The sequence below is a fragment of the Sphingomonas sp. Leaf17 genome (assembly GCF_001421505.1).
Classification (GTDB): Bacteria; Pseudomonadota; Alphaproteobacteria; order Sphingomonadales; family Sphingomonadaceae; genus Sphingomonas.
The window spans coordinates 787,643-812,500 of sequence record NZ_LMKL01000001.1; the positions used below are offsets into that span (position 1 = coordinate 787,643).

The 24,858-nt window shown below is 63.8% G+C and carries 20 protein-coding genes, 2 tRNA genes and 2 rRNA genes; 15 read left to right on the plus strand and 9 right to left on the minus strand.

All coding sequences use genetic code 11. The annotated features are described in order from the left end of the window. The first annotated feature begins 2 nt into the window (after positions 1 to 2). The 6 genes from ASE75_RS03630 (at position 3) to ASE75_RS03655 (ending at position 8,370) form a co-directional block, all read left to right on the plus strand. Positions 3 to 1,163 (plus strand): glycoside hydrolase family 88/105 protein, encoded by a 1,161-nt coding sequence (locus tag ASE75_RS03630; protein ID WP_055929438.1) that lies wholly within the window; start codon positions 3 to 5, stop codon positions 1,161 to 1,163. A 23-nt stretch (positions 1,164 to 1,186) separates the two neighbouring features. Beyond that, positions 1,187 to 2,023 (plus strand): 5-dehydro-4-deoxy-D-glucuronate isomerase, encoded by an 837-nt coding sequence (kduI, locus tag ASE75_RS03635; protein ID WP_055928808.1) that lies wholly within the window; start codon positions 1,187 to 1,189, stop codon positions 2,021 to 2,023. Between the two features lie 46 nt (positions 2,024 to 2,069). Next, complete coding sequence (locus tag ASE75_RS03640; protein WP_055929440.1) at positions 2,070 to 5,342, plus strand: glycoside hydrolase family 2 TIM barrel-domain containing protein; 3,273 nt, start codon at positions 2,070 to 2,072, stop codon at positions 5,340 to 5,342. Beyond that, positions 5,339 to 6,283: a DUF4861 family protein gene (locus ASE75_RS03645; RefSeq protein ID WP_235512500.1), complete on the plus strand. Its 945-nt coding sequence runs from the start codon at positions 5,339 to 5,341 to the stop codon at positions 6,281 to 6,283. Before ASE75_RS03640 ends, ASE75_RS03645 begins: the two co-directional genes overlap by 4 nt. Next, complete coding sequence (locus ASE75_RS03650; RefSeq protein WP_055928811.1) at positions 6,283 to 7,563, plus strand: DUF2264 domain-containing protein; 1,281 nt, start codon at positions 6,283 to 6,285, stop codon at positions 7,561 to 7,563. Before ASE75_RS03645 ends, ASE75_RS03650 begins: the two co-directional genes overlap by 1 nt. Before the next feature lie 90 nt (positions 7,564 to 7,653). After that, a complete protein-coding gene (locus ASE75_RS03655; protein ID WP_055928814.1) occupies positions 7,654 to 8,370 on the plus strand; it encodes a FadR/GntR family transcriptional regulator in 717 nt (238 codons plus the stop codon). A gap of 67 nt (positions 8,371 to 8,437) precedes the next feature. Here ASE75_RS03655 and ASE75_RS03660 read toward each other — a convergent pair whose 3' ends face one another. The 3 genes from ASE75_RS03660 to ASE75_RS03670 all read right to left on the minus strand — a co-directional run bounded on the left by ASE75_RS03660 (position 8,438) and on the right by ASE75_RS03670 (position 11,567). Then, positions 8,438 to 9,157, minus strand: a complete 720-nt coding sequence (locus ASE75_RS03660) for a FadR/GntR family transcriptional regulator (RefSeq protein ID WP_055928817.1) — start codon at positions 9,155 to 9,157, stop codon at positions 8,438 to 8,440. Between the two features lie 3 nt (positions 9,158 to 9,160). Beyond that, positions 9,161 to 10,162 (minus strand): AraD1 family protein, encoded by a 1,002-nt coding sequence (gene araD1, locus ASE75_RS03665; protein ID WP_055928820.1) that lies wholly within the window; start codon positions 10,160 to 10,162, stop codon positions 9,161 to 9,163. A 76-nt stretch (positions 10,163 to 10,238) separates the two neighbouring features. Continuing rightward, on the minus strand, positions 10,239 to 11,567 hold the full coding sequence (locus ASE75_RS03670; RefSeq protein ID WP_082463768.1) for a sugar MFS transporter: 1,329 nt from the start codon (positions 11,565 to 11,567) through the stop codon (positions 10,239 to 10,241). 156 nt (positions 11,568 to 11,723) lie between these two features. Here ASE75_RS03670 and ASE75_RS03675 point away from each other — a divergent pair, with 156 nt between their 5' ends. From ASE75_RS03675 to ASE75_RS03700, 6 genes are all read left to right on the plus strand, one after another. Then, positions 11,724 to 12,845 carry an aldose epimerase family protein gene (locus ASE75_RS03675; RefSeq protein WP_443025289.1) on the plus strand — a complete coding sequence of 374 codons (1,122 nt, stop codon included), beginning with the start codon at positions 11,724 to 11,726 and terminating at the stop codon, positions 12,843 to 12,845. Between the two features lie 187 nt (positions 12,846 to 13,032). Beyond that, on the plus strand, positions 13,033 to 13,305 hold the full coding sequence (locus ASE75_RS03680; RefSeq protein WP_055928826.1) for a hypothetical protein: 273 nt from the start codon (positions 13,033 to 13,035) through the stop codon (positions 13,303 to 13,305). Further along, the gene (locus ASE75_RS03685; protein ID WP_055928828.1) at positions 13,302 to 13,742 is read left to right on the plus strand and encodes a periplasmic heavy metal sensor; all 441 of its coding nucleotides are present in this window, start codon (positions 13,302 to 13,304) and stop codon (positions 13,740 to 13,742) included. The genes ASE75_RS03680 and ASE75_RS03685 overlap by 4 nt, the downstream gene beginning before the upstream one ends. Then, complete coding sequence (locus tag ASE75_RS03690; protein ID WP_055928831.1) at positions 13,739 to 14,338, plus strand: RNA polymerase sigma factor; 600 nt, start codon at positions 13,739 to 13,741, stop codon at positions 14,336 to 14,338. Before ASE75_RS03685 ends, ASE75_RS03690 begins: the two co-directional genes overlap by 4 nt. Before the next feature lie 39 nt (positions 14,339 to 14,377). After that, positions 14,378 to 16,201, plus strand: coding sequence for a copper resistance system multicopper oxidase (locus ASE75_RS03695; protein ID WP_055928834.1), 1,824 nt, complete (start codon positions 14,378 to 14,380; stop codon positions 16,199 to 16,201). Positions 16,202 to 16,278: 77 nt separating this feature from the next. Next, positions 16,279 to 17,325 carry a copper resistance protein B gene (locus ASE75_RS03700; protein WP_443025286.1) on the plus strand — a complete coding sequence of 349 codons (1,047 nt, stop codon included), beginning with the start codon at positions 16,279 to 16,281 and terminating at the stop codon, positions 17,323 to 17,325. A gap of 601 nt (positions 17,326 to 17,926) precedes the next feature. On the opposite strand, the gene ASE75_RS16000 is transcribed toward ASE75_RS03700, so the two are convergent. Continuing rightward, positions 17,927 to 18,355, minus strand: a complete 429-nt coding sequence (locus ASE75_RS16000; protein ID WP_327196308.1) for a transposase — start codon at positions 18,353 to 18,355, stop codon at positions 17,927 to 17,929. Beyond that, a complete protein-coding gene (locus ASE75_RS16005; protein WP_055928838.1) occupies positions 18,280 to 18,696 on the minus strand; it encodes an IS5 family transposase in 417 nt (138 codons plus the stop codon). The genes ASE75_RS16000 and ASE75_RS16005 overlap by 76 nt, the downstream gene beginning before the upstream one ends. A 409-nt stretch (positions 18,697 to 19,105) precedes the next feature. On the opposite strand from ASE75_RS16005, the gene ASE75_RS15040 reads away from it, so the two are divergent. The 3 genes from ASE75_RS15040 (at position 19,106) to ASE75_RS15045 (ending at position 21,354) form a co-directional block, all read left to right on the plus strand. Next, entirely contained in the window at positions 19,106 to 19,432 is a 327-nt protein-coding gene (locus ASE75_RS15040; RefSeq protein WP_082463770.1) for a recombinase family protein, read from the plus strand. 65 nt (positions 19,433 to 19,497) lie between these two features. Then, a complete protein-coding gene (locus ASE75_RS03710) occupies positions 19,498 to 20,574 on the plus strand; it encodes a recombinase family protein (RefSeq protein WP_162233704.1) in 1,077 nt (358 codons plus the stop codon). 69 nt (positions 20,575 to 20,643) lie between these two features. Next, a complete protein-coding gene (locus ASE75_RS15045; RefSeq protein WP_162233705.1) occupies positions 20,644 to 21,354 on the plus strand; it encodes a hypothetical protein in 711 nt (236 codons plus the stop codon). Here ASE75_RS15045 and ASE75_RS03715 read toward each other — a convergent pair. From ASE75_RS03715 to ASE75_RS03730, 4 genes are all read right to left on the minus strand, one after another. Beyond that, positions 21,325 to 21,401: transfer RNA gene (locus ASE75_RS03715), tRNA-Met, on the minus strand. The two genes, ASE75_RS15045 and ASE75_RS03715, sit on opposite strands and share 30 nt — an antisense overlap. 34 nt (positions 21,402 to 21,435) lie before the next feature. Then, positions 21,436 to 21,512: transfer RNA gene (locus ASE75_RS03720), tRNA-Met, on the minus strand. Positions 21,513 to 21,570: 58 nt separating this feature from the next. Beyond that, positions 21,571 to 21,685: ribosomal RNA gene (rrf, locus tag ASE75_RS03725) — 5S ribosomal RNA — on the minus strand. A gap of 126 nt (positions 21,686 to 21,811) precedes the next feature. Beyond that, positions 21,812 to 24,607 (minus strand): 23S ribosomal RNA (locus ASE75_RS03730). Between the last annotated feature and the right edge of the window lie 251 nt (positions 24,608 to 24,858).

Below are 24,858 nucleotides of genomic sequence, written 5' to 3' on the forward strand. Positions count from 1 at the left end.
CCATGTTCCTGCGGTCGGCGGCGGCCGCCATGCTCGCCCTGTCGGTCTGTCCCGCCGCTGCGTCGGCCCAATCCGCCAGCGCGCGCCCCGCCGATGCCCGGTCCCCGATCGCGCTGGCGGTATCGCTGGCCGGCTGGCAGCTCGATCGCATGGCATCGGTCGACCATGTCAGCCGGGCGACCGGCGAGACGCGCAACCCGCGCGCCTGGGAACAGGCGGTCTTCTGGGTCGGGATGACCGCGCTGGCCGATGCCGGCGCACCGCCGAGAATCGCGCAGGCCATCAAGCAGATGGGAGCGGCGAACGCCTGGCGACCCGGCAGCAAGCCCTATTTCGCGGACGATCATGCGATCACCCAGGCCTATCTGTGGGCGGCGGCACATGGCAGCGGCGCGGCCGCGCGCGCGCCGACGAAAACCGCGTTCGACCGCGTCGTCGACCAGCCTGCGGTGACGACGCTGGCCTTTGCCGTGCCGCCCGCCGGGTATTCGGCGACCGAATGCCTGACGCGGTGGTGCTGGTGCGATGCGCTGTTCATGGCACCCCCGGCGATGATCGAGCTGTCGCGCCAGACCGGCGATCCGAAATATCGCGACTTCGCGCTGCGGGAGTTCTGGGCGACCACCGACTTCCTGCTCGATCCGGTCGAGCAGCTCTATTATCGCGACAGCCGCTTCTTCGACCGGCGCGACGACCGGCAGCGCAAGCAGTTCTGGAGCCGTGGCAACGGCTGGGTCTTTGCCGGCATGGCGCGGATCATTCCGCTGCTGCCCAAGGGGTCGCCCGATCGCCGGAAGATGGAGCGCCTGTTCGTGTCGATGGCCGGCAAACTGGCCGGGTTGCAGAAACCCGACGGGTATTGGGCACCCTCGCTGCTGGCGCCGGAGGAGTCACCGCCGGAAACCAGCGGCACCGCCTTCTACACCTATGGCATGGCCTGGGGCATCAAGGCCGGACTTCTTCCGGCTGCCACCTATACGCCCGTCGCGCGAAAAGGCTGGGCGGCGCTGGTCCGCGCGATCCAGCCCGACGGGCGACTGGGCTATGTCCAGCAGGTCAGCGACCGTCCCGAAAAGGTCGAGGCGCAGGACACGCAATATTACGGCGTCGGCGCATTTCTCCTCGCCGCCACGGCGATGGCGACGCTCGGAACCGCCGGCTGAGAACGACGAAAAGGAAACCGGTCGTGTTTGAAAAGACCTATTACGCCACGCATCCCGACATGATGGACGGTGCCTCCAACGCGGCGCTGCGCGACCGGTATCTCGTCTCCGGCCTGTTTCGTACAGGAGAGGTCGTCCTGACCTATTCGCACGGCGAGCGGTTCGTCATCGGCGGCGCGGTGCCGGGCGATGCGACGCTCTGGCTGCCCGATCAGACCGAGCCGGCAAGCGCCGCCGGCCATCCGTTGCTGGAGCGGCGCGAACTCGGCGTCGTCAATATCGGCACCGGTGTCGGCACCGTCACGGTGGACGGCCGGACGATCGAACTGGCACGGTACGAGGCGCTGTATGTCCCGATGGGATCGACGGCGGTCAGCTTCGCCGGTCCGGGCGCGCGCTTCTATCTGCTCAGCGTGCCCGCGCACGCGCCCTTCCCCTTGCACAAGATGACGCTGGACGATGCGCCGCCGATGGAGCGGGGCAGCATTGCCACATCGAACCACCGCGACATTCATCAACTGGTCCTGCCCCACCGCTGCGCCAGCGCGTCGCTGTGCCTGGGCCTGACGCGCCTGCGGCCGGGATCGGTGTGGAACACGATGCCCCCGCACGTCCACGAACGCCGCAGCGAGATCTATCTCTATTTCGATCTGGGCGACGACGACCGCGTCTTCCACTTCATGGGCCAGCCGGACGCGCTGCGCCACATCGTGATGGAGAACGAGGATGTCGTCATCAGCCCGCCCTGGTCGGTGCATATGGGGTCCGGCACCAGCAACTACAGCTTTGTCTGGGCGATGGCGGGCGAGAACCTGGACTATGAAGACATGGACGTGTGCGACATCTGCCAGTTGCGCTGATCGGGCCGGTCGGCAGTATAATATGAAAAAAAGGCGAGGAATGGTCATGACGGGTCACAAGGAAAAGGCGGCGCGTGCCGCGATCTGCGCGGCGTTGCTGGGCGCCATCGCCTATCCGGTGGCCGCCATCGGGCAGGACGGGCGGAAACCGGTATTGCCGGTCCAGCCGCAAATCGACCCGGCACGACCCGACTGGGAAAATCCCGCGGTCAACTATGTCGGCAAGCTGCCCGCCCGCGCGACCGGCTTCCCGTTCGAGACACGCGAAAAGGCGATCGCCGGTCATCGGACCGAATCGAACCGGTTCCTGTCGCTGAACGGCGACTGGCAGTTTTCGTTTTCGCCCAACGCCGTCGATCTGCCCAGGGGGTTCGAGCAACCCGACTTCGACGCTTCGGCATGGAAGACCATCAAGGTGCCGGCCGACTGGCAGACGCAAGGATATGACCAGCCCCGCTATAACAACATCACCTATCCGTTTCCCGCCAATCGTCCGCTGATCCCGCACGATCGTAACCCGGTAGGATCCTATCGCCGGGTCGTCGACGTGCCGGCGGGGTGGAACGGCCAGGACGTGATCCTGCACATCGGCGCGGCGGGGTCGGCCTATTATGTCTGGGTCAACGGCAAGAAGGTCGGATATTCCGAGGACAGCAAGCTGCCGAGCGAGTTCGATGTCACTCCCTTCCTGACGCCTGGCCGCAACACCGTGGCCATCCAGATCTATCGCTGGTCCGATGGCAGCTATCTGGAGGACCAGGATTTCTGGCGCGTGTCGGGCATCGAGCGCGAAGTGTTCCTGATGGCCGCACCAAAGACGCGTATCCGCGACTTCTTCGTCCATGCGGGACTCGATCCCGCCTATCGCGACGGGGTGCTGAAGGTGGACGTGGCGGTGACGCCGGGTGCGGCGGCGGCCAGCGCACGGTTCGTGGTGAAGGACGGCGACCGTACCGTGCTGGAGGGCCGCACCGCGGTCCCGGGTGGCACGGCCGAGCGCGTGGCAACGCTGGCCGGCACGATGCCCAACGTGAAGCCGTGGACGGCGGAAACCCCCAATCTCTACATGCTGCTGGTCGAGCTCTATGATGCCAAGGGCGCGATCATCCAGTCGACGTGGAGCCGGATCGGCTTTCGCACCGTCGAAATGAAGAACGGGCTGGTCAGCGTGAACGGCCGGCCGATCACCATCCGCGGCGTGAACCGGCACGAACACGATCCGGAAACCTTCCATGTCATCAGCCGCGAGGCGATGGAACGCGACGTGCAGATCATGAAGCGCGCGAACATCAACGCCTTGCGCACATCGCACTATCCCAACGATCCCTACCTCTACGAACTCGCCGATCGCTACGGCCTGTACGTCATGGATGAGGCGAATATCGAGAGCCACGCCTATATGGAGATGGGCAACGCCCATCCGGCGCAGCGCGCGACCTACCAGGTCGGGTTCGATCCGGCATGGACGCGCGCGCATGTCGATCGCGTCACCAACATGGTGGAGCGCGACAAGAATCACCCCTCGATCATCTTCTGGTCGATGGGCAACGAGGCAGGGATCGGACCCGCCTTCGCGGCAGCCGCAGCGGCGGCGCGCGCGCGTGATCCGAACCGCCTCATCAGCTATCTCGGCTGGGGCACGTTCGAGAATGTCAGCGATCACCGGCCGAACGCCTATGCCGACATCTATGCGCCGATGTACGATCCGGCCCGGCGGATGGCCGACTTCGCCGTCAACTGGGATTACGGCCAGCCGATGATCCAGTGCGAATATGCCCATATGCAGGGCAATTCGGGTGGCAACCTGAAGGAATATTGGGACACGATCTATGCCCATCCCGACAAGCTTCAGGGCGGGTTCGTCTGGGATTTCGTCGATCAGTCGATGTACCGCTACACCAAGGATGGCCGTCGCTATTGGGGCGATGGCGGCGAATATGGGCCGAACCCCGGCGGCGACATCGAATTCGGCGACGGGCTGATCCAGCCCGACCGGACACCGAACCCGCATTTCTATGAGCTGCGCAAGGTCTATGCGCCGGTCCAGTTCACCGGCTTCGACGCCGCGACCGGGCGACTGACGGTCGCGAACCACCACGATTTTGCCGGATCGCAGGACGACTATGACTATACATGGGCGGTACAGCGCGACGGCGTGACCGTGGCGCGCGGGACCATGCCCGCGCCGGCGGTGGCCCCGCATGCGACCGCCGTCGTGCCGCTGGCGCTGACCGGCTTCACGCGCGATCCGGCGGGCGAATATTTCGTCACCGTGTCCTATGCCGCGAAGGCGGACGCGATCCCGGGCGTGGAGGCCGGGCGGGTCATGGGCTGGGAACAGTTCGCGCTGGGTGGTGCTTCGTCGTCCACCACCGTGGCGACGGCGGCTGGCAAGGCCGTTGCCGTCAGCGACGGCGGCGGCAAGGTCAGCCTGTCGGCCGGCAACGCCCGGCTGGTCATCGACCGTGCGACGGGACTGGTCGACGGCTATTCGAAGGATGGCCGGTCGCTGCTGTCCGGCGGCATGCCCTATTTCACCCGTGCCCTGACCGACAACGACCTTGGCACCGGTGCCGTCAGCCGAAGCGCGCCCTGGGTGCGCGCCAGCACCGAGCGCCGGGTCGAGACGGTTGCGGTCGATCGTCCGTCCGGCGGTGGCGCGGCGGTCACCGTCACCTGGCTGACCGGCGGTGACATGGCCCGCTTCTCCAGCACCTATCACATGCGGGCCGACGGATCGGTCGCCGTCACGAACCGGTTCACGCCGCTGAAGCCGGACCTGCCCGAACCGCTGCGCATCGGCCTGTATTACACAACGCCCGGCGAGTACCGGACCGTGCAATGGTATGGCCGGGGGCCGCACGAAAGCTATGCCGACCGCAACACCTCGGCGCCCATCGGCAAATGGCGCGGGGCGATCGCCGCGCAGAACCATGATTACATGCGGCCCCAGGAAACCGGCAACAAGACCGACGTGCGCTGGATGGAATTGCTGCGCAACGGTGCCGGCGGGGTGCGCGTGACGGGCAGCGCGCCGTTGTCGATGAATGCGCTGGCGTTTCCCTATGCCGAACTCGACCGGCGACCGCCGGGCACCCGCAAATCGAGCGATATCGTACCCGGCGCGACCGGCACGCTGATGGTCGACGCGATCCAGTCCGGTGTCGGCGGCGACACCGCCTGGAGCGATTGGGGACGCCCCCAGCCCGCCTATCGCATCACGGTCGCGCCACTGACCTATGGCTTCACGCTGTCGCCGGTCACGGGTGAGGGCGACGCCGCCGGGGCGTTGCCGGCCAGCGCCACGGGTGCGCCGTGAGGCGGGCGGTCGCGCTTGCCGTCGCACTGATGGCCGGTGCCGCGGTCGCACAGGACGCGCCGACGGTGCTGCCGATCGCCGGGCAGCGGCTGTCGCCGCCGCCATCGCGATCCGCGGCCGCCGTGGCTGTACTGGCCCCCTACCGCCACGACGACCTGCTGTGGGAGAATGACCGGACGGCGCACCGCATCTATGGCCATGCGCTGGAGGCGGTCGAGCCGCCGTCGGGGTCGGGGATCGACAGCTGGGGCAAGCAATTCGCGTGGCCCTTCGCGGATCGGCAACTGCGCACCGGCGACCAGCACGGCTATCACGGCGAGGGGCTGGATTTCTACAATGTCGGCACTGGGCGCGGGGCCGGCGGGCTGGGTATCTGGCATGACAACAAATTGTGGACCTCGCGCAATTTCGTGGCGCACCGCATTCTGGCGAGCGGCGGCCAAGTCGCCGATTTCACGGTCGACTATGCCCCCTGGCCGATCGGTGTCGGGCGCAGCGTGCGCGAGACGCGGCGCTTTACCCTGCCGCTCGGCACTCATTTCACGCGGATGGTGTCCACACTGTCGTCGAACGACGGCGCGCCGCTGACGGTCGGCATCGGTATCGGCAAGCGCACGACGGGTCAGGGCGCAGGCGACCTGACGGTGGATCGCGCGCGCGGGCTGATGAGCTGGTGGGGACCGCAGGACGGCGTGCATGGTCGCATGGCGATCGCGATCCGGGTCGATCCGGCGATGATCGTCGGCCAGCGCGATGACGCCGACAACCACCTGTTCCTGGTCAAGGTCCGGTCCGGTCGTCCGTTTGTCTATCATTCGGGATCGGCGTGGAGCCTTGGCGTGGGCGGCTTCGGCGACCGGGCGACATGGGATGCCTATGCGGCATCGGCACGGCTGGATTTCGCGGCACCGCGACCGGCGAAACCATCGGGAGAGCAGTGATGGAACGACGGCATTTTCTGGGCGGACTGACCGGCGCGGTCGCGACCGCCGCCACCGGTCCCGCTGCGGCCACGACGGCGATGCAGACTGCGCCCGCATCCGCCCTGCCCGGCGGTGCCGACGACCGTGCCTTCATGCTCGGCCTGCTGCAACGGATGGCCACGCCCGTCCTTTCGCGCATGGCGCAGGGTCGCCTTCAACGCGAATGGAAGCCGGCGCTCAGCCCGACCTGGGACGGGCGCAGTCCCGACGTCGCGTATATGGAGGCATTCGCCCGGCTGATCGACGGCATCGCGCCGTGGCTGGCGTTGCCCGACACGAACGACGCCGAAGGGCGGTTGCGCCGATCCCTGCGCGAACAGGCGCTGCAAAGCTATGTCCACGCGGTCGACCCCAAAAGCCCCGACCGGCTCGCCTGGGAGGGGCATGGGCAGGCGCTGGTCGACAGCGCCTATTTCACCAGTGCGTTGCTGCGCGCGCCGAAAGTGCTGTGGGATCCGCTGGACGCGACGACCAAGCGTCGGATCGTCGCCGCGATCAAGGGGCTGCGCCGCGTATCGCCGCCCTATCAGAACTGGCTGCTGTTCGCGGCGATGAACGAGGCGTTCCTGTTCTCGATCGGCGAGGACTGGGATCCGATGCGGGTCGACATGACGATCAAGCTGTTCGCCGGCGACTGGTATGCCGGCGACGGCTGGTATGGCGACGGGGCCAGCTTCCACTTCGATTATTACAACAGCTACGTCATCCACCCGATGATGGTGCAGGTGCTGGAGGTGCTGACCCGCGGCAAACCGTCGTTCAACAACCTTAAGCCGCAGGCGGAATATGACCGCGCCCGCAAGCGGATGCAGCGGTTCGGCGAGCATCTGGAACGGATGATCGGTCCCGATGGCGCCTATGCCGCGATCGGCCGGTCGCTGACCTATCGCATCGCGGCGCATCAGGTGCTGGGCGTGCTGGCATGGCGCGGATGGCTGCCCGACACGCTGCCGCCGGGGCAGGTCCGCGCAGCCACCGTGGCGGCGGCCCGGCGCGTCTTTGCCGACCCGACCAATTTCGACGATCGCGGGTTCCTGACGATCGGCTTTACGCGGCACCAGCCGAGCCTTGGCGATATCTATTCCAACGCCGGCAGCATGTATATCGCATCGGAGGGGCTGGTGGCGCTCGGCCTGCCCGCGACGGACGCCTATTGGACGGCCCCGGCGCAACCCTGGACGATGCGCCGCGCCTATGCGGGGATGGATTTCCGCAAGGATTATGCCGTGTCCTACTGATCCGGGACCGGGCCGTGGCGGGGGGTGGCATGCACCCGGCACGCGGTGCATAATCCGGGACATGCTGCACTGTATCGGGCGGGGAAAGAGATGGCGAAGATGTCGTCGATGACGGATGTGCTGTTCGCGAAGCTGGAGACCGACATCCTCGACGGCGTCCTTGCGCCCGGCGCGCAATTGCCCACGCAGAAGACCATCGCCGAGGACGAAGGGGTCAGCCGCACGGTCGTGCGCGAGGCCGTCGCCCGGCTGGAGGCGCGTGGTCTGGTCATCGCGCGACAGGGGTCGGGCGTCTATGTCGCGGACGATGCGCGATATCGCGCGTTCCAGGTCACGCGGGAAGAATTGTCCGAACTGTCCGACGTCATCCGGCTGCTGGAAACGCGCATGGCGATCGAATCGGAAATGGCCGCACTGGCAGCCGCCCGGCGGACGACGGAGGATCTGGGCGCGATGCGGCAGGCGTTGCGGCGCATGGACGAAATGAGCGACGATCCCGTCGCCGCCGCCGCCGCCGATGCCGCCTTCCACCTGGCGATCGCGCATGCGACGCGAAACGACTATTTCGTCCGGCTGATCGAGTTTCTCGGTATCCGCCTCGTGCCGCCGCGCAATCTGTACCTCCGCGATCAGCCGGAACAGTCGCACCGCGATTATGCCGCGAAAGTGCGGATCGAACATGAGGCGATCCTGGATGCGATCACCCGGATGGACGTGACGAAAGCGCGTCAGGCTGCATGGCATCACATGAATGAAAGCCTGTCCCGCCACGCGGAACTCGGAGCCGTAGCCCCGTCCCCGAACTGACGAAAACCTCACCGCCGGTGACGCGCCGCCCGCCCGTCATCCGGCTGCGACCAGGCCAGTCCCAAGCCTAGATCATGGCCTGCCTCGTATCGTCGAGCGCCAGATCAACCAGGGTTCGCATGGCCGTGCTTGCGGCGACCGGGTCGCCCATGGCGATGGCATCGAAGACGCGCCGATGGTCGGGAATGGGGTCGCGAGGCAAGGCGCGAAGCCGCTGTTTGAACTGCGTCGTCAGGGTCACGGCCGCGCCTATACTCGTGGTCAGGAACGACAGATAGTCGTTTCCCGTGGCGTTCAGGATGGCATCGTGAAAGTCGCGGTCGGCCGCCTGTCCTGCCGCCGTATGAAGGCCGTGCAGGGCCATCGCGGTCAGCGCGGCGCGCATCGCCGCGACATCGTCGTCCGATCGTCGTTCGGCCGCCATGGCAGCCGCCCCGGGTTCGACAAGGGACCGCAGCTCGAAAAGCCCGCGAACCAGCGCCATATCCGGATCGACCGAAAACGCCCAGCCCAGCACGTCCGGGTCGAGCAGGTTCCACCGGTGACGCGGCTGAACGCGCGTACCGGTGCGCGGGCGGCTTTCGACGAGACCTTTCGCCGCAAGCGTCCGGATCGCGTCGCGATAGGCGGTGCGCGACACGTCCAGGGCTTCGGAAAACTCGGCCTCGCTCGGCAGGATGTCGCCGGGGGCATAGTCGGCGGATACGATCGCCACGCCCAGACGATGGATGACGGCACCGCGCAGGCGACGGCCGGTATCACGCGGCTGGCGGCTGATCGGCTCCATCGTTCAAAGCGGCCTGACGACGGTCGCTATCGACGATTCCGCGGGCGCCCGGGCCAGCGTGTTGCGCAACGGCAGGGTGAAGGGTGCCGCCGTGATCTCGAACACGTCGCCTTCCCGGGTCGCGACACCGTCGGCGAACGACAGGGTCGCGGTGCCGAAGAAGTGGACATGGACATCGCCCGGTCGCCGGAACAGGGCATATTTGAAATGATGATGCTCCAGGTTCGCCAGCGTGTGCGACATGTTGGCCTCCCCCGACAGGAACGGCTTTTCCCACAGCACGGCACCGTCGCGCAGGATCCGGCTGGTGCCCTCGACGCGGTCGGGCGGACTGCCCAGCAGCAGTTCCGCGCCAAGGGCGGCCGGCCGGATCTTGGAATGAGCGAGCCACAGATAGTTGTGGCGTTCGGTCACATGATCGCTGAACTCGTTGGCGAGACACAGGCCAAGCCGATGCGGCGTACCGTCAGGTCCGATGAGATAGATGCCGGCAAGCTCGGGTTCTTCGCCGCCGTCCTGCGCGAAGCCGGGCATGGTCAGCGCGGCACCCGGCCCGACCAGCTGGGAGCCATCCCCCTTGTAGAACCATTCAGGCTGTTGTCCGACCATGCCCGCAGCGGGCTTTCCGCCCTCCACGCCGTCGAGGAACATCCGCATCGAATCGGTCGGGGTCGATGTCTGGGCGGCGGCACGGTGCATCTTGTCGCGTCCATCGGCTGACCCGAGGTGCGTCAGCCCGGTGCCGGACATCACCAGATGCGCCGGATCGGCATGGTCGATCGGCGCGACGAGGCGCCCGGCGTCGAGTTCGACCACCAGGTCGACCTGTGGCCCGCGGGCGCATCCGGCAATCACCGTGGCAAGGTCGATACCCTCGGCAATGGCGCGTGCGGCCAGGTCCAGGACCGTCGAGAACCCGGTAAGGATCGCGGCGGTTTCGCCCTCCGCGATGATGACCGACCGCGTGCCGTCATCGGCACGATGCTGCAGGAGGCGTTGGGACATGGCTGTCGTTTCCGTCATGAGGGCGTGGTGGTGCCGGGGTTTTACAAGGCGGACCGGGCTGGTGGTCTGAGCCGTATCATGGTGCCGTAGCCGCTGGCGCGACACCGGTCGGTTTTGCCCCCCAGAGCGCATAGAACAGGATGTAGAGTTCGCAGGCCGCGGTCAGCAGGAACGACCATTGCAGGCCATAACTATCGGCGAGCTTGCCCTGTACGACGACCAGCGCACCACCCGCGATCGCCATGATAAGCAGTCCCGAGCCTTCCTCGGTCAGCGGCCCGAGACCCTTGATCCCGAGGGTGAAGATCGTCGGAAACATGATCGAATGGAACAGCCCGACCAGGATCAGCGCCCACATGGCGACCGGCCCGGTGGTGAACACCGTGACGAGCATGACGACGAAGGCACCGATCGAGAAGGCGGCGAGCACCGTCTCTGCGCGCACGCGCTGCATGATCGCCGACCCCGCGAACCGCCCGATCATCATCCCGCCCCATAGCAGTGCCAGATATCGCCCGGCCTGTTCGTGGGTCAGGTTGGCGATATCGGGTTGGCTGACGAAGTTCACGAACAGGTTGGCGACGCCGATCTCAGCGATCAGGTAGATGAAGATCGCCGGTATGCCGAACACCAGGTTACGGTGTTTCCACAGCGAATGGTTGCGCCGGTCCGCCTTGGTCACGCGCGTCGTTGCCGCGCCGAGGGCCGGCAGCGGAAACCGTCCGATGACGACCGCCAGTATGACCAGCGCCCCGGCGACCAGCAGATAGGGCAATATGACCGACTGCGCGTCGGCGATACGCTGGGCCGGCGTGAGTACCGTCCCCGCCTGCGCCGTTCCGCCGACCGATCGCCCGAGAATGAGGTATGCTCCGAACAGTGGTGCCAGCATCGTTCCGGCGGAATTGAGCGCCTGGACGAGGTTCAGCCGCGCCGATGCGGTTTCGGCGGGACCAATGACGGCGACATAGGGGTTCGCCGCGACCTGCAGCAGCGTGATGCCGCTGGCGATCACGAACAGCATCGCCAGTGTGACGCCATAGGACGGGATGCTGGCGGCCAGCACCATGCCCAGCGCGCCGGCGGCCATGACCAGCAGCCCTGTCACCAGCGATCGCTGGTAGCCGATCCGTTCGATCAGCTTGGCAGACGGGATGGATGCGACGAAATAGGCAATGAACCACACGCTCTCGATCAGGGTCGTCTGGGTATAATCGAGGTCGAACACGCTGCGCAGGTGCGGCAACAGCGTGTTGTTGATGACGGTGATGAACCCCCACATGAAGAACAGGGTCGCCAGCAGCACCAGGGAGGGGCCGTAACCGGCACCCGCGGGTGATGCAGCGCGTATCGACACCGGGGTATCGGTACCGTGATCGACGTGACCGGTCGGCGTGATCGCCATCAGTGTCCTCTCCCGTTTCGCGGGGTCGCCTTTGCGCCGGATACGGTTTCGATCCGCCCTTGCCCCGTCGATTTTAGTATGACTATAACTCGCAACACAGCACGTCAATCGTGCAGGCCGCCGGGGAGAGCAGATGTGACGAGCTTCAAAAATGGACTGGCGGCGGCCGTCATTCTGGTCGCGCTGTCCCCGGTGCAGGCGCACGCGGCCTCCGCGGTTCGCGCACCGGCGGGCAAGCTGGGCGACGGCACGCAGATCGAGGTGATAACCCTGCGCAACGCGCACGGCGTAAGCGCGCGTATCCTGACGTACGGCGCGACGCTCCAGTCGTTGAGCGCGCCGGACCGGAAGGGGGAGGTCGCCGACGTTGTCCTGGGCTACGACACGCTGGACGGGTATGTCGATCATCCGAATTATTTCGGCACCACCATCGGCCGCTATGCCAACCGCATCGGCGGCGCGACGTTCACGCTGGACGGCAGGGCCTATCGCCTGCCCGCCAACGACCACGGCCAATCGCTGCATGGCGGCGGCAAAGGCTTCGACAAGGTCGCATGGCGGGTTGCGTCAGTACGCAGCGGCCCCGTCGCCAGCGTCGCCATGACCCATCGCAGCCCCGCGGGCGATGCGGGCTACCCGGGCACGCTTGACGTGACGGTGACATACTCGCTGGATGAAGCGGGCGCCCTGACGATCGCCTTCGATGCGACGACCGACGCACCGACCATCGTGAACCTCACCAATCACGCGATCTTCAACCTGAGCGGCGAAGGCGCGCCCGGCGGGGCGACGGGCCACCGGCTGACGATTCCCGCCACGGCGATAACGCCGGTCGACACCGCGCTGATCCCCACCGGCACCTTGCGTCCCGTTGCCGGCACCGCGTTCGACTTCCGCAACGGCAGGGTCGTCGCCGACGGGATCCGCGACGGCAATGATCCGCAGATCGTCGCGGGGCGTGGCTACGACCATAATTTCGCGCTCGACAAGGGGCTGACCGCCACGCCGCAGATGGCAGCGCGGCTGGAGGATCCGGTTTCGGGCCGGGTGCTCGACGTCCTGTCGACCGAGCCGGGCGTACAGTTCTATGCGGGCAACTTCCTCGACGGCACGCTGACCGGCAAGCACGGCCATCTCTATCGGATGGGCGACGGCATCGCGCTCGAACCGCAGAAGTTTCCCGACGCTCCCAACAAATCCGGTTTCCTGTCCGCCAGGGTCGACCCCGGCAAACCCTATCGGCATGTCATGGTCTACCGTCTGTCGACCCGGAAATGAGGACACCGACCTGACCGCCACGCCACCGCATCACGGCTCGACATTGTGTAAGGCGCATAGCGGACCCGCGATCGGCAGCCCCGCAACGACGTAGCGTCGGGCGTTCAGCGGCGTGTCCGTCCCGTCATTCTATGAGGGATGGTGGGCAGCGCCGCGTACCTGGTGGTATAGGGGCGGAGTGGACAGGATGAACGATCTGGACGGAGCCTTGGCAAGGCTGGCGAGCGCACCGGTTCCGGCCGCGCTGGACGGGATTGAGGGACCGGTGCTTGCGCGCATCGGGGCGCGACCGGCCGCCCGGTTGACCGGGGTGGGCGTCGGCGCGATGACGGTCGCCGCGCTGGCCATCGGCATGGTCGGCGCGGAGTTGCCGGCAACGACCAGCCCCGCGGCGTGGCTGGCACCTCTTGGCGGCGCATCGCCACTTGCGCCCTCGACCTTGCTGATCGACGCGCGATGACGGCAACCAGACGCCTCGTTCTGTGCGTCGTGCTCGCCTTTCTGGCCGCGATTGCCGGCGTGTTCGTCGGGCGGACGTTCCTGCCTCCTCCAAAACTGCCGGGTGCCGCCCTGCACGACGTGCTGCATCACGAACTCGCGCTCGACGCCGATCAGCAGGCGCGCCTGGCGCAGATCGAGGACCGGTTCGCGGTACAGCGCCGCGCGCTCGAACTGGAAATGCGCGCGGCCAACGCGCGGCTTGCCGATGCGATCGAAACCGAACACGGCAACGGCCCGAAAGTGACCGCAGCGGTCGATCAGAGCCACGCCGCGATGGGCGACCTGCAAAAGGCGACGCTGGCGCACATCTTCGCCATGCGGCAGCTTCTGCGACCCGACCAGACCCCTGTATTCGACGCGGCGGTGGTGAAGGCGCTCACCGACAGCCAGGGGTGAGTCTGGACTGGACCATGTTCTCCGATGGCGAACTGGCGACGCTCAGCATCGCCGGTCGGCAGGCGGCGTTCGCCGAAATCATGCGACGCTACCGAGAGCCGGTCTTCCGCCTCGCCCGCGGCGTCGTCGGTGAAACCGACGAAGCGCTCGACCTAGTGCAGGAGACGTTCGTCGCGGCGCATCAGGCGTTGCCCCGCTATGATCCACAGCGGGCGATGAAGGCGTGGCTGTCGACGATCGCGATCAACAAATGTCGGGACTGGGCGCGAAGACGTGCCGTTCGACGGCTCTTTTCCCTGGCCGCGCCGCTGGACGGGCGCACCGATATGGTAGCCGACGACCGGGTGCCGATCGACGATGCCGCCGCCGACCGGCAGGAACTGGACCGGGTGACGCGCGCCATCGCGACCCTGCCGATGACTCTCCGGGAACCGCTGGTGCTGCGCACGATCGAGGGGCTGACACAGGCCGAAACGGCCGGGATCTTGGGCATCAGCCAGAAGGCGGTCGAAACCCGCCTCTACCGGGCACGCGCGCGCCTTCTCGAAAAATTGAACGCCAAACCAAGGGTTGGGGACCTATCGCGCGTAAGATAGGGAGGCGGGCCAGATACGGACCGATCCCAGGGAGCTGTCATGTCGCGCGTTTTCGACCGTCGCCAGGTGCTGCGCGGTGCCAGTCTTGCAGGGGGAAGCGTTGCCCTCTCCGCGTATATGCCGGCATGGGCGCAACCCGTGTCGGCGGGTATCGTCAGGCCGCTGCCGACCGTATCGGGGGACGATATCCGGCTGCGGGTGGCGCATCAGATGATGATGATCGACGGGCGGCCGAGCCACGCCATCGGCATCAACGGCACCGTACCCGCCCCGCTGATCCGCCTGCGCGAGGGGCAGACCGTGCGGCTGCATGTCGAAAACGGGCTCGACGAACAGACCTCGCTCCACTGGCACGGCCTGATCGTGCCGTTCCAGATGGACGGCGTTCCCGGCGTTTCCTTTCCCGGCATCGCGAAGCACACGACCTTCACCTATACGGTCCCGATCGTGCAGGCCGGCACCTACTGGTATCACAGCCATTCCGGGTTGCAGGAACAGATGGGACTTTACGGCCCGATCGTGATCGACCCCAAAGGCATCGACCCGATCCAGTCGGATCGCGAACACGTCATCGTGCTGTCCGATCACAGCCCGCTTCACCCGCACCGCATCTTCATGAAGCTCAAGAAGCAGGCGGGCTATTTCAATCGGCAGCAGCAGACACTGGCGGGCCTGTTGCAGGGCCAGGACCAGCCGCTCCGCGATCGCCTCGATTGGGGCAGGATGCGGATGGACCCGACCGACATCGCCGACGTGACGGGTTCGACCTACACTTACCTCGTCAATGGCCACGGCCCGCAGGATAACTGGACGGGGCTGTTCAGGCCCGGCGAACGCGTGAGACTGCGTGTCATCAATGCATCGGCAATGACGACCTTCAACGTCCGGATCCCGGGATTGACGCTGAGCATCGTCCAGGCGGACGGCCTGAACGTGCGACCGGTCGAGGTGGACGAGTTCCAGATCGGCGTGGCGGAAACGTACGACGTCATCGTCACGCCAACGGACGCGCGCGCCTATACGCTGGTCGGCGAGAGCGTCGACCGGTCCGGCATGGCGCGCGCGACGCTCAGCCCCCGCGTGGGCATGGCCGCGGATGTCCCCCCGCTGCGCAAGCGCCCCGTCGCCACCATGAAGGACATGGGGATGGATATGGAGATGTCGGGCGGCGGTTCGATGCAGGGCATGGACCACGGCACCATGGCCGGAATGGACCATGGGGCCACGACCGCCGCTGAACAGCCTGCCGCGGCGATGGACCATTCGCAGATGGCGCACGGTGCCGGCGGCGGCGGCGGTGCGATGGACATGAACATGCGCGACTTCACGCGTGCGCCCGGCGTCAGGAAGGGACCGGGCGTGCAGACCATCTCACCGATGCCGATGGATCGCACCGGTGACCCCGGGCAGGGGCTGGAGGATGTCGGGCACCGCGTACTGACCTACCGCGATCTGGTCGCGGTGGACCGCAATCCCGATCTGCGCGCGCCATCGCGCGCGGTGCAGATCCACCTTACCGGCAACATGGAACGCTATATGTGGGCGTTCGATGGCGTGAAACTGTCGGAGGTGAAGGCACCGATCCCCTTCATTGCCGGCGAACGCGTTCGCGTCACGCTGGTCAACGACACGATGATGGGTCATCCCATCCACCTCCATGGCCATTTCTTCGAACTGGTAACGGGCCATGGTGCCTACAGCCCGAGGAAGCACACGGTCATGGTACAGCCGGGCGGCATGGTCAGCTGGGACGTGACCGCCAACGAGGGCGACTGGGCGTTCCACTGCCACATGCTCTATCACATGCACGCCGGCATGATGCAGGTCGCCCAGGTTCGCGCCGTGACGGGGGACGCGGCGTGAAGGCGCTGCTGCTGGCCGGTATCGGCGCGCTGGTCGCCACGGCACCCGCCACGGCGCAGACGATGGACCATGCAATGATGCCGGGCATGACGATGCCGGCGAAGCGGCCGACCGTGTCACGCCCCTCGGCTGCGAAGAAGGCTCCTGTCAGGCCTCCAGCCAGAAAGGCACCCGTAAGGCCCGCGGCCCGGCCTGTGGTCGACCCTCATGCCGGCCACGCGATGCCGGGCATGACCATGGACGGTGCAGACACGACCGATCCGCACGCCGGCCATGACATGTCGGCAATGCCGGGCATGGAGGTGACGCCCGGCCAGACCATGCGGCACGACCGGGCACCCATGCCCGGGATGGCGGCGCGGCCGGTCGGCACCGATCTGAAACCGGGCAACGCGCCGGCTCCTGCCCCATCCACCACGCTCGCCGCATCCCGCTTTTACGGCGAAGACATCATGCGCGAGTCCAACCGCGATCTGCGCCGCGAGCATGGCGGGATGACCTATTATCAGCTTCTCTTCAATCTTGCCGAATATCAGGCGCGCAGCGGCCGGGATGGCTACAGGTGGGACGGCGCGGCCTGGATCGGCGGCGATATCGACCGCCTGACCCTCAAAAGCGAGGGCGAAGGTCTTTTCGGTCAATCGCTTGCGGCCGCCGAAGTGCAGGCCCTCTACAGCCGCGCGCTCGACCCGTACTGGAATCTTCAGGCGGGCGTGCGCCACGACATCACGCCCAACCCGTCGCGTACCTACGCAACGATCGGGATCGAGGGGCTGGCCCCCTATTGGTTCGACGTCGAGGGCGCTATATTCCTCTCCGACAAGGGCAATGTTCTCGCCCGGGCAGAGGCATGGTACGATCAGCGGGTAACGCAGTTCCTGGTACTCCAGCCCCGCGTCGAGGCCAATTTCTCGGCCCAGGACGTGCGATGCGACGGCATCGGATCTGGCCTCACCAACCTCGAACTCGGCCTGAGGCTTCGGTACGAAAAGTCCCGCGAATTCGCGCCGTACATGGGCGTGTCGTGGGAACGGCAATTCGGCGACACCGCCGGCTGGACGAAGGCCCGCGGCGACGGGACTGGTGGTTTCAGCTTTGTCGCCGGCGTGAGAATCTGGTTCTGAGAGCGGGCGTGAGCCGGCTTGTCCGGCGGACTGCCAAAGAAGCGTGGTGAGTTGCTGGCGGGTGAGCAAAACGATAAGCATCGCCACCACCGGCGCTATAACAAGGCGGCCTTCAGACCGCGCTTACATCGCCTTGCCGCTGTTCTGGACATTTTGGTCAACGGCTCCGACGAGCATTTTTGCAATGCGCGGGCCTCGACACACAACAAGCCCCAAACGCTGGTGCGCTTGAGGCTGAACAAGTTAGGATGGTTGCGGGGACATGCTGCCACTTTAATTTGCTGACACACTGTCGATGCTAAATCGTCTGGATGCTGACCATTAGCCCGTCATGCCGTTCGTCAGAGGGCGACGACCTACCCTAACATTAAAGCTGCTCGCGATTGTTAAAAATGAAACGCTGACCCGCCACGTCACGACTGGATTGCGTTACTGAAAACCGTCTGATCTCATGAATGACGTGAAATGGGACTTTCCTGCCGTTCGCGCGGGCTAGTGCGAACGACAACTGTTGGCGATAGCGGACGCAATCGCCTCGCTAAGCTGAGCTCTCACGTAGTCGAGAGTCTAAGCCGGTAGCGGACTGGACGCTTCTAAATTCCTAGGGTTCAGACTCATTCATAGCCAGAAGGCAACAGCTGTTGCGAGGGCGACAGCGGACAGGAAATTGGCGGCGAGCTTGTCGTAACGCGTAGCGACGCGGCGGAAGTCCTTCAGGCGACAGCAAGGCGTTCTCGACGAGGTGACGAGCGCGGTATCGTTGTTTGTCATAGCGGATGGTTCGCTTGCGGTTGCGTCGCCCGGGGATGACGGGAACAGCACCTGCCTCACGGAGCGAACGGCGCAGGCTGTCGGCGTCATAGCCTTTGTCACCGAGCAGATACCGCATGCGACCGGCGCGTTCGAGCAGGGTGGGCGCGGCCTTGATGTCGCTGACGTTGCCCGGTGTCAGCATCAGCGCATAGAAACGGCCGACGACGTCGGTGAGCGCATGGATCTTCGTGGTCCAGCCGCCTCGCGACCGCCCGATCGCTTGCGCCGAGCGCCCCCTTTTGCGCCGAACGCTGCACGCTGAATCTTGATGTACGTGCTGTCGATCGCGGTGCTCTTCGTCACCACGCCTGCGTCAACCAGCGCAGCGAGCAATTGAACCCAGAACCCGCGCTGCGACCAGCGGTTGAAGCGATTGTAGATCGTCGTCGACGGACCGTAGTCCGCCGGGCAGTCGCACCAGCGCGAGCCGACCTTGAGCACGTGGATGATGCCCGAGATCACCCGCCGGTCATCGACACGCCGGGCGCCAGGCTGGTTCTTCGGCAAATGCGGCTCGATCGCCGCCCACGCCTCGTCCGACAACCAGAACAACGCCATCTACCGCCTCCATCGTCACGCCACCGGTGAATCAGGACGCTCCCCACAGATCAATAGGCTGATTGGGTTTCAGCCCTAAGAAGATATCTCTCGTCCGTGCGTGCAGTAAATTACTTATCATCAAACGGTGAATCCTTCGCAGGACGAGTGCATGAAACCTAGTCCAGTATGTAACCCTGTGGGTAGGTTGGAGCCGAGCTGACGCCGCAGTCCTTAATTGGGGAGGATGCCGTCCGAGCCGCCCTGCACGCTACACAATCTCGCGCTTGAGCTTGCGCGCCTGCTGGCACGTGATCTCGCGCGGAAGCACGACGCGGAACGCAAAGCAGTCGCGGCTGACACGCCGCCATGACTATGAAGTTGCACTCATTGTAGATGCGGAAAGCAAGAATGAAGGAAAAATGATGCGATGCGCAATCTATGCACGTTTGTCGGCAGACAAGCAGGACGTGCTGTCGATCGAGACGCAGTTGATGACGTGCCGACGCAGATCGTGCGCGAAGGCTGGCAGGAAGCGGCGTGCTTCACAGACGTGACAAAGTCGGCTGCTACTTTGCATTGCCCCGGTATGGGTGCGCTCATTGCAGCCATCGAAGCGGGCGGAATCGACATCGTCTACACTGACGCGATGGACCGGCTGTCGCGCAGTCAGGTTGATATCCCGATGGTGTTCGATCGTCTGCGGTTTCGTGACGTTGCCCTGGCAACCCGCAAGGAAGGCCGCATTCGCGGCTGACACACGACCACGATTATGAAGTTGCACTCATCGTAGATGCGGAGAACAAAAATGGAGGAAAAATGATGCGCTGCGCGATCTATGCGCGTTTTTCGACGGACAAGCAGGACATGCAGTCGATTGAAACGCAACTGATGATGTGCCGACGCGAAATTGTGCGCGAAGGGTGGCACGAAGTGGCTTGCTTCACAGAGGCAGCGGAGTCGGCCGCTACTATACACCGCCCCGGGATGAAGGCACTGCTGGCAGCGGTGGAGGCGGGCGGCATTGAGATCGTCTACGCGGACGCGATGGACCGACTGTCGCGTAGCCAGGCGGACATCGCGATGCTGTTCGAACGCCTACGGTTCCGTGGCATCATTCTAGCTACGCGCAAAGAAGGCCGGGTGACGCCGCTGCACATTGGCATGATGGGCACCATCAACGCCGAGCAACTCAGCGCCACGAGCGAGAAGACGCGCGATGCGCTGATTCGCCGCCATGCCATGGGTAAAAATCCCGGCGGCTCTGCCTACGGCTATGAGAAGCGCATCGAGCACGACGGCAATGGCGAACGCATACGCGGCTTGCAGCAGATCGTGCCTGCCGAGGCGGCGGTCGTGGTGCGGATTTTCGAAGACTATGCCGCGGGACTGTCTCCCATCACCATCACGCGGCGGCTTAATGCCAAGGGCGTGCCCTCGCCACGTAGCGGCAAAACAAGGAGGCACCCTCTCGGCAAGGCCGCAGCATGGACGCCGAACACGCTGACCGGCAACGCTGCGCGTGGCACCGGTATCCTCAACAACCTACTCTATGTCGGCCGGCGGCCATACGGTAAGCAGACCTGTCGCAAGAACCCGGACACCGGGAAACGCCACGCCTTTATCAATCCGGAAAATATGCGAGCCGACGTCATAGAGGCTCCCGAACTGCGCATTGTGCCCGTCGAGCTATGGGAGCGAGTTAAGGCCCGGCAGGCGACCTTGACGCGAGCACCGACCTCGCAAGCGACGGCCCCTGCCCTGCCCTTCTTCGCACAGCAGCGCCCGCGATATCTGCTGACCGGTAAGATGACCTGCGGCACCTGTGGCGCGAGCTATGCCAAATCGGGCAAGAGCCGGTTTGGCTGCCAAGGCGCTGCCAAGAAAGGTCCCACCTGATGCGGCAACCGGCTGACGATACGCCAGGACGATCTCGACACACGCGTGCTCGCGGGCTTGGCAACCGAGATGCTACGCGACGATGTCGTCGCGGCATTCCTCACCGAGTATGAGGCGGAAACCCGGCGCCTGGCGGCTGAGACGGTCAACGCTCGTCCGGAGCGCGAAGTCGAACTGGCAAATCTCGACCGGCAGATCACACTTGCGAAGGCGGCCATCCTGAAGGGTGTCGACGCAGCGATGTTCGTCGAGGACATGAAGGCCTGGAATGAGCGTCGCAAGGTCCTACTTGCCGAACAGGACGCCGGGCAGACCGCATCCACAGAATCCCAGTTGCTTACCCCGGACCTAGGCCGCGTCTACCGCGAGAAGGTCGAACAGTTGACCGCGGCGTTCGAGGACGCTGCGCTGAAGGCGCAGGCGTTCGAACGGTTACGCGCGCTCATCGAGGCCGTGGTGCTGACGCCGGAAGACGGCGATCTTGCCATCGACCTGCGCGGCGAGCGCCCCACGATGCTGTCGCGATGTGCTGGATCCGGAACGCAAAAAGCCCCAAACGCTGGTGCGCTTGAGGCTGAACAAGTTAGGTTGGTTGCGTCGCCAGCATCGCGCCACCCGCCGACACCCCGGAAGACGGCGATCTTGCCATCGACCTGCGCGGCGAGCGCCCCACGATGCTGTCGCGATGTGCTGGATCCGGAACGCAAAAAGCCCCAAACGCTGGTGCGCTTGAGGCTGAACAAGTTAGGTTGGTTGCGGGGACAGGATTTGAACCTGTGACCTTCAGGTTATGAGCCTGACGAGCTACCGGGCTGCTCCACCCCGCGACGTTGTGTAGTATTGTGAATGGGTTTTTGAGGTTGGTTGCGGGGACAGGATTTGAACCTGTGACCTTCAGGTTATGAGCCTGACGAGCTACCGGGCTGCTCCACCCCGCGACGTTGTGTAGTATTGTGAATGGGTTTTTCATGTCTGTATGTGCCCGTCGGCTTCAATGCCTGGCGACGACCTACTCTTCCATCGCTTAAGCGATAGTACCATTGGCGCAGTCAACTTTCACGGCCGAGTTCGGGATGGGATCGGGTGGGACATTGACGCTATAGCCACCAGGCAATGGAGCCGGCGGGCGGGATACAGGGGGTTTAAATCGATGCCGTGCACTATTTTGTATCAAGGCTTTTTGTATCATCCGTTACCGTCATTGACGAGCCAGGGCTGTCATTGATGGTGTGAGACTCTCAAGCGCGAATAGAGCAATTAGTATCGGTTAGCTCCATGCGTTACCGCACTTCCACATCCGATCTATCAACGTGGTGGTCTTCCACGGCTCTATGAAATCTTATCTCGAGGGAGGCTTCCCGCTTAGATGCTTTCAGCGGTTATCCCGTCCGTACATAGCTACCCTGCTGCGCCGTTGGCACGACGACAGGTACACCAGAGGTACGTTCAACCCGGTCCTCTCGTACTAGGGTCAACTCCTCTCAAATTTCGACGCCCACGGCAGATAGGGACCAAACTGTCTCGCGACGTTCTGAACCCAGCTCACGTACCACTTTAATTGGCGAACAGCCAAACCCTTGGGACCTGCTCCAGCCCCAGGATGTGATGAGCCGACATCGAGGTGCCAAACAACCCCGTCGATATGAGCTCTTGGGGGTTATCAGCCTGTTATCCCCGGCGTACCTTTTATCCGTTGAGCGATGGCCCTTCCACGAGGGACCACCGGATCACTATGACCGACTTTCGTCTCTGCTCGACTTGTCAGTCTCGCAGTCAGGCGGGCTTATGCCATTGCACTCTAACAGACGGTTTCCAACCGTCCTGAGCCCACCATCGCGCGCCTCCGTTACTCTTTAGGAGGCGACCGCCCCAGTCAAACTACCCGCCACAGAGGGTCCCTGATCCAGCTAATGGATCGAGGTTAGACATCAGAAAACAACAGGGTGGTATTTCACCTATGGCTCCACATCAGCTGGCGCCGATGCTTCAAAGCCTCCCACCTATGCTACACAGTTCTTTCCTAATGCCACTCTGAAGCTGCAGTAAAGGTGCACGGGGTCTTTCCGTCTAACCGCGGGTACTCCGCATCTTCACGGAGAATTCAATTTCGCTGAGCATGTCCTGGAGACAGTGGGGAAGTCGTTACGCCATTCGTGCAGGTCGGAACTTACCCGACAAGGAATTTCGCTACCTTAGGACCGTTATAGTTACGGCCGCCGTTTACCTGGGCTTCATTTCAGAGCTTGCACCCCTCCACTTAACCTTCAGGCACCGGGCAGGCGTCAGGCCCTATACGTCGTCTTGAAGCCGACTTAGCAGAGCCCTGTGTTTTTGCTAAACAGTCGCTACCCCCTGGCCTGTGCCCCCCATGAGAGCTTGCGCTTACATGGGGCCTCCTTCTTCCGAAGGTACGGAGGCAATTTGCCGAGTTCCTTCAGGACACTTCTCTCAAGCGCCTTGGTATACTCTACCTGACCACCTGTGTCGGTTTCGGGTACGGTCTATACGGTGGGGCTATTTCCTGGGACAGTTTCGAAGCCTGACCAATCCGATAAGGTCAGACAACACACACCATCCGTCACACACCACCAGGCCCACGAATATTAACGTGGTTCCCATCGACTACCCCCTTCGGGCTCGTCTTAGGGGCCGGCTCACCCTGCGCGGATTAGCCTTGCGCAGGAACCCTTGGTCTTTCGGCGAGAGGGCATCTCACCCTCTTTATCGCTACTCATGTCTGCATTCGCACTTCCGATACCTCCACGACCCATTACCAGATCGCTTCACAGGCTTACGGAACGCTCCGCTACCGCGTGATTGTAAACAATCACACCCTAAGCTTCGGTGCGTGTCTTGAGCCCCGTTACATCTTCGCCGCAGAATCTCTTGTTTAGACCAGTGAGCTGTTACGCTTTCTTTAAAGGATGGCTGCTTCTAAGCCAACCTCCTGGTTGTTTTGGAAATTCCACATGCTTTCCCACTTAGACACGACTTGGGGACCTTAGCTGTAGGTCAGGGCTGTTTCCCTTTTGACGACGGACCTTAGCACCCGCCGTCTGTCTCCCGAGTAGTACTCATAGGTATTCGGAGTTTGGTTAGTGTTGGTAGGTCTCGCGACCCCCGCAACCATCCAGTGCTCTACCCCCTATGGTATTCGCTCGAGGCACTACCTCAATAGTTTTCGCGGAGAACCAGCTATTTCCCGGCTTGATTGGCCTTTCACCCCTAAACACAACTCATCCGGTAACTTTTCAACGTTAATCGGTTCGGACCTCCAGTGCGTGTTACCGCACCTTCATCCTGGTCATGCCTAGATCGCCGGGTTTCGGGTCTAATACATCAAACTCTGGCGCCCTATTCAGACTCGCTTTCGCTGCGCCTACACCTATCGGCTTAAGCTTGCTTGATACATTAAGTCACAGACCCATTATGCAAGAGGTACGCTGTCAGGCCATAAAAGCCCTCCAACTGCTTGTAGGCAATCCGTTTCAGGTACTGTTTCACTCCCCTCATCGGGGTGCTTTTCACCTTTCCCTCACGGTACTAGTTCACTATCGGTCGCATACGAGTATTTAGGCTTGGAGGGTGGTCCCCCCATGTTCAGACAGGATTACACGTGTCCCGCCCTACTCGAGTCCTGAATTCTCACTTTCGCATACGGGGCTGTCACCCGCTATGGCCGAACTTTCCAGATCGTTCTGCTAGTTGAAATTCAGGCACTGGCCTGGTCCGCGTTCGCTCGCCACTACTAACGGAATCTCGGTTGATGTCTTTTCCTCCAGCTACTGAGATGTTTCAGTTCGCCGGGTTCGCTTCACGAAGCCTATTTTATTCAGCTACATGATACCTCACCCAATTAACCCAAACCTCATGTCACCATGCGGCTCGGATTAATCGGATAGGTGGGTTTCCCCATTCGGAAATCGTCGGGTCAATGCTTGCTCACAGCTCACCGACGCTTATCGCAGCGTGCCACGTCCTTCATCGCCTGTATGCGCCAAGGCATCCACGAATTGCCCTTACCTCACGCTTGAGAGTCCACACCACCAACGACAACACTGGATCATCCTTGCGGATGACACGAAACTCGGCAGAGCAGTGTCGCGTGGTTTTCAGGCCTCCATCAAAGCAATACCTTGATGGAAATGCCAAATCGGTGCGGATGATATTACTCAGCCTTGAATTAGTGAGAATACCGGTTTGCCAGTCCACCCAGCCCGTCCCGCTTGCGCAGGTCGTCCAGATGTCCCGAAACCGGATACCTCACGGCATCGATTTAAAAAC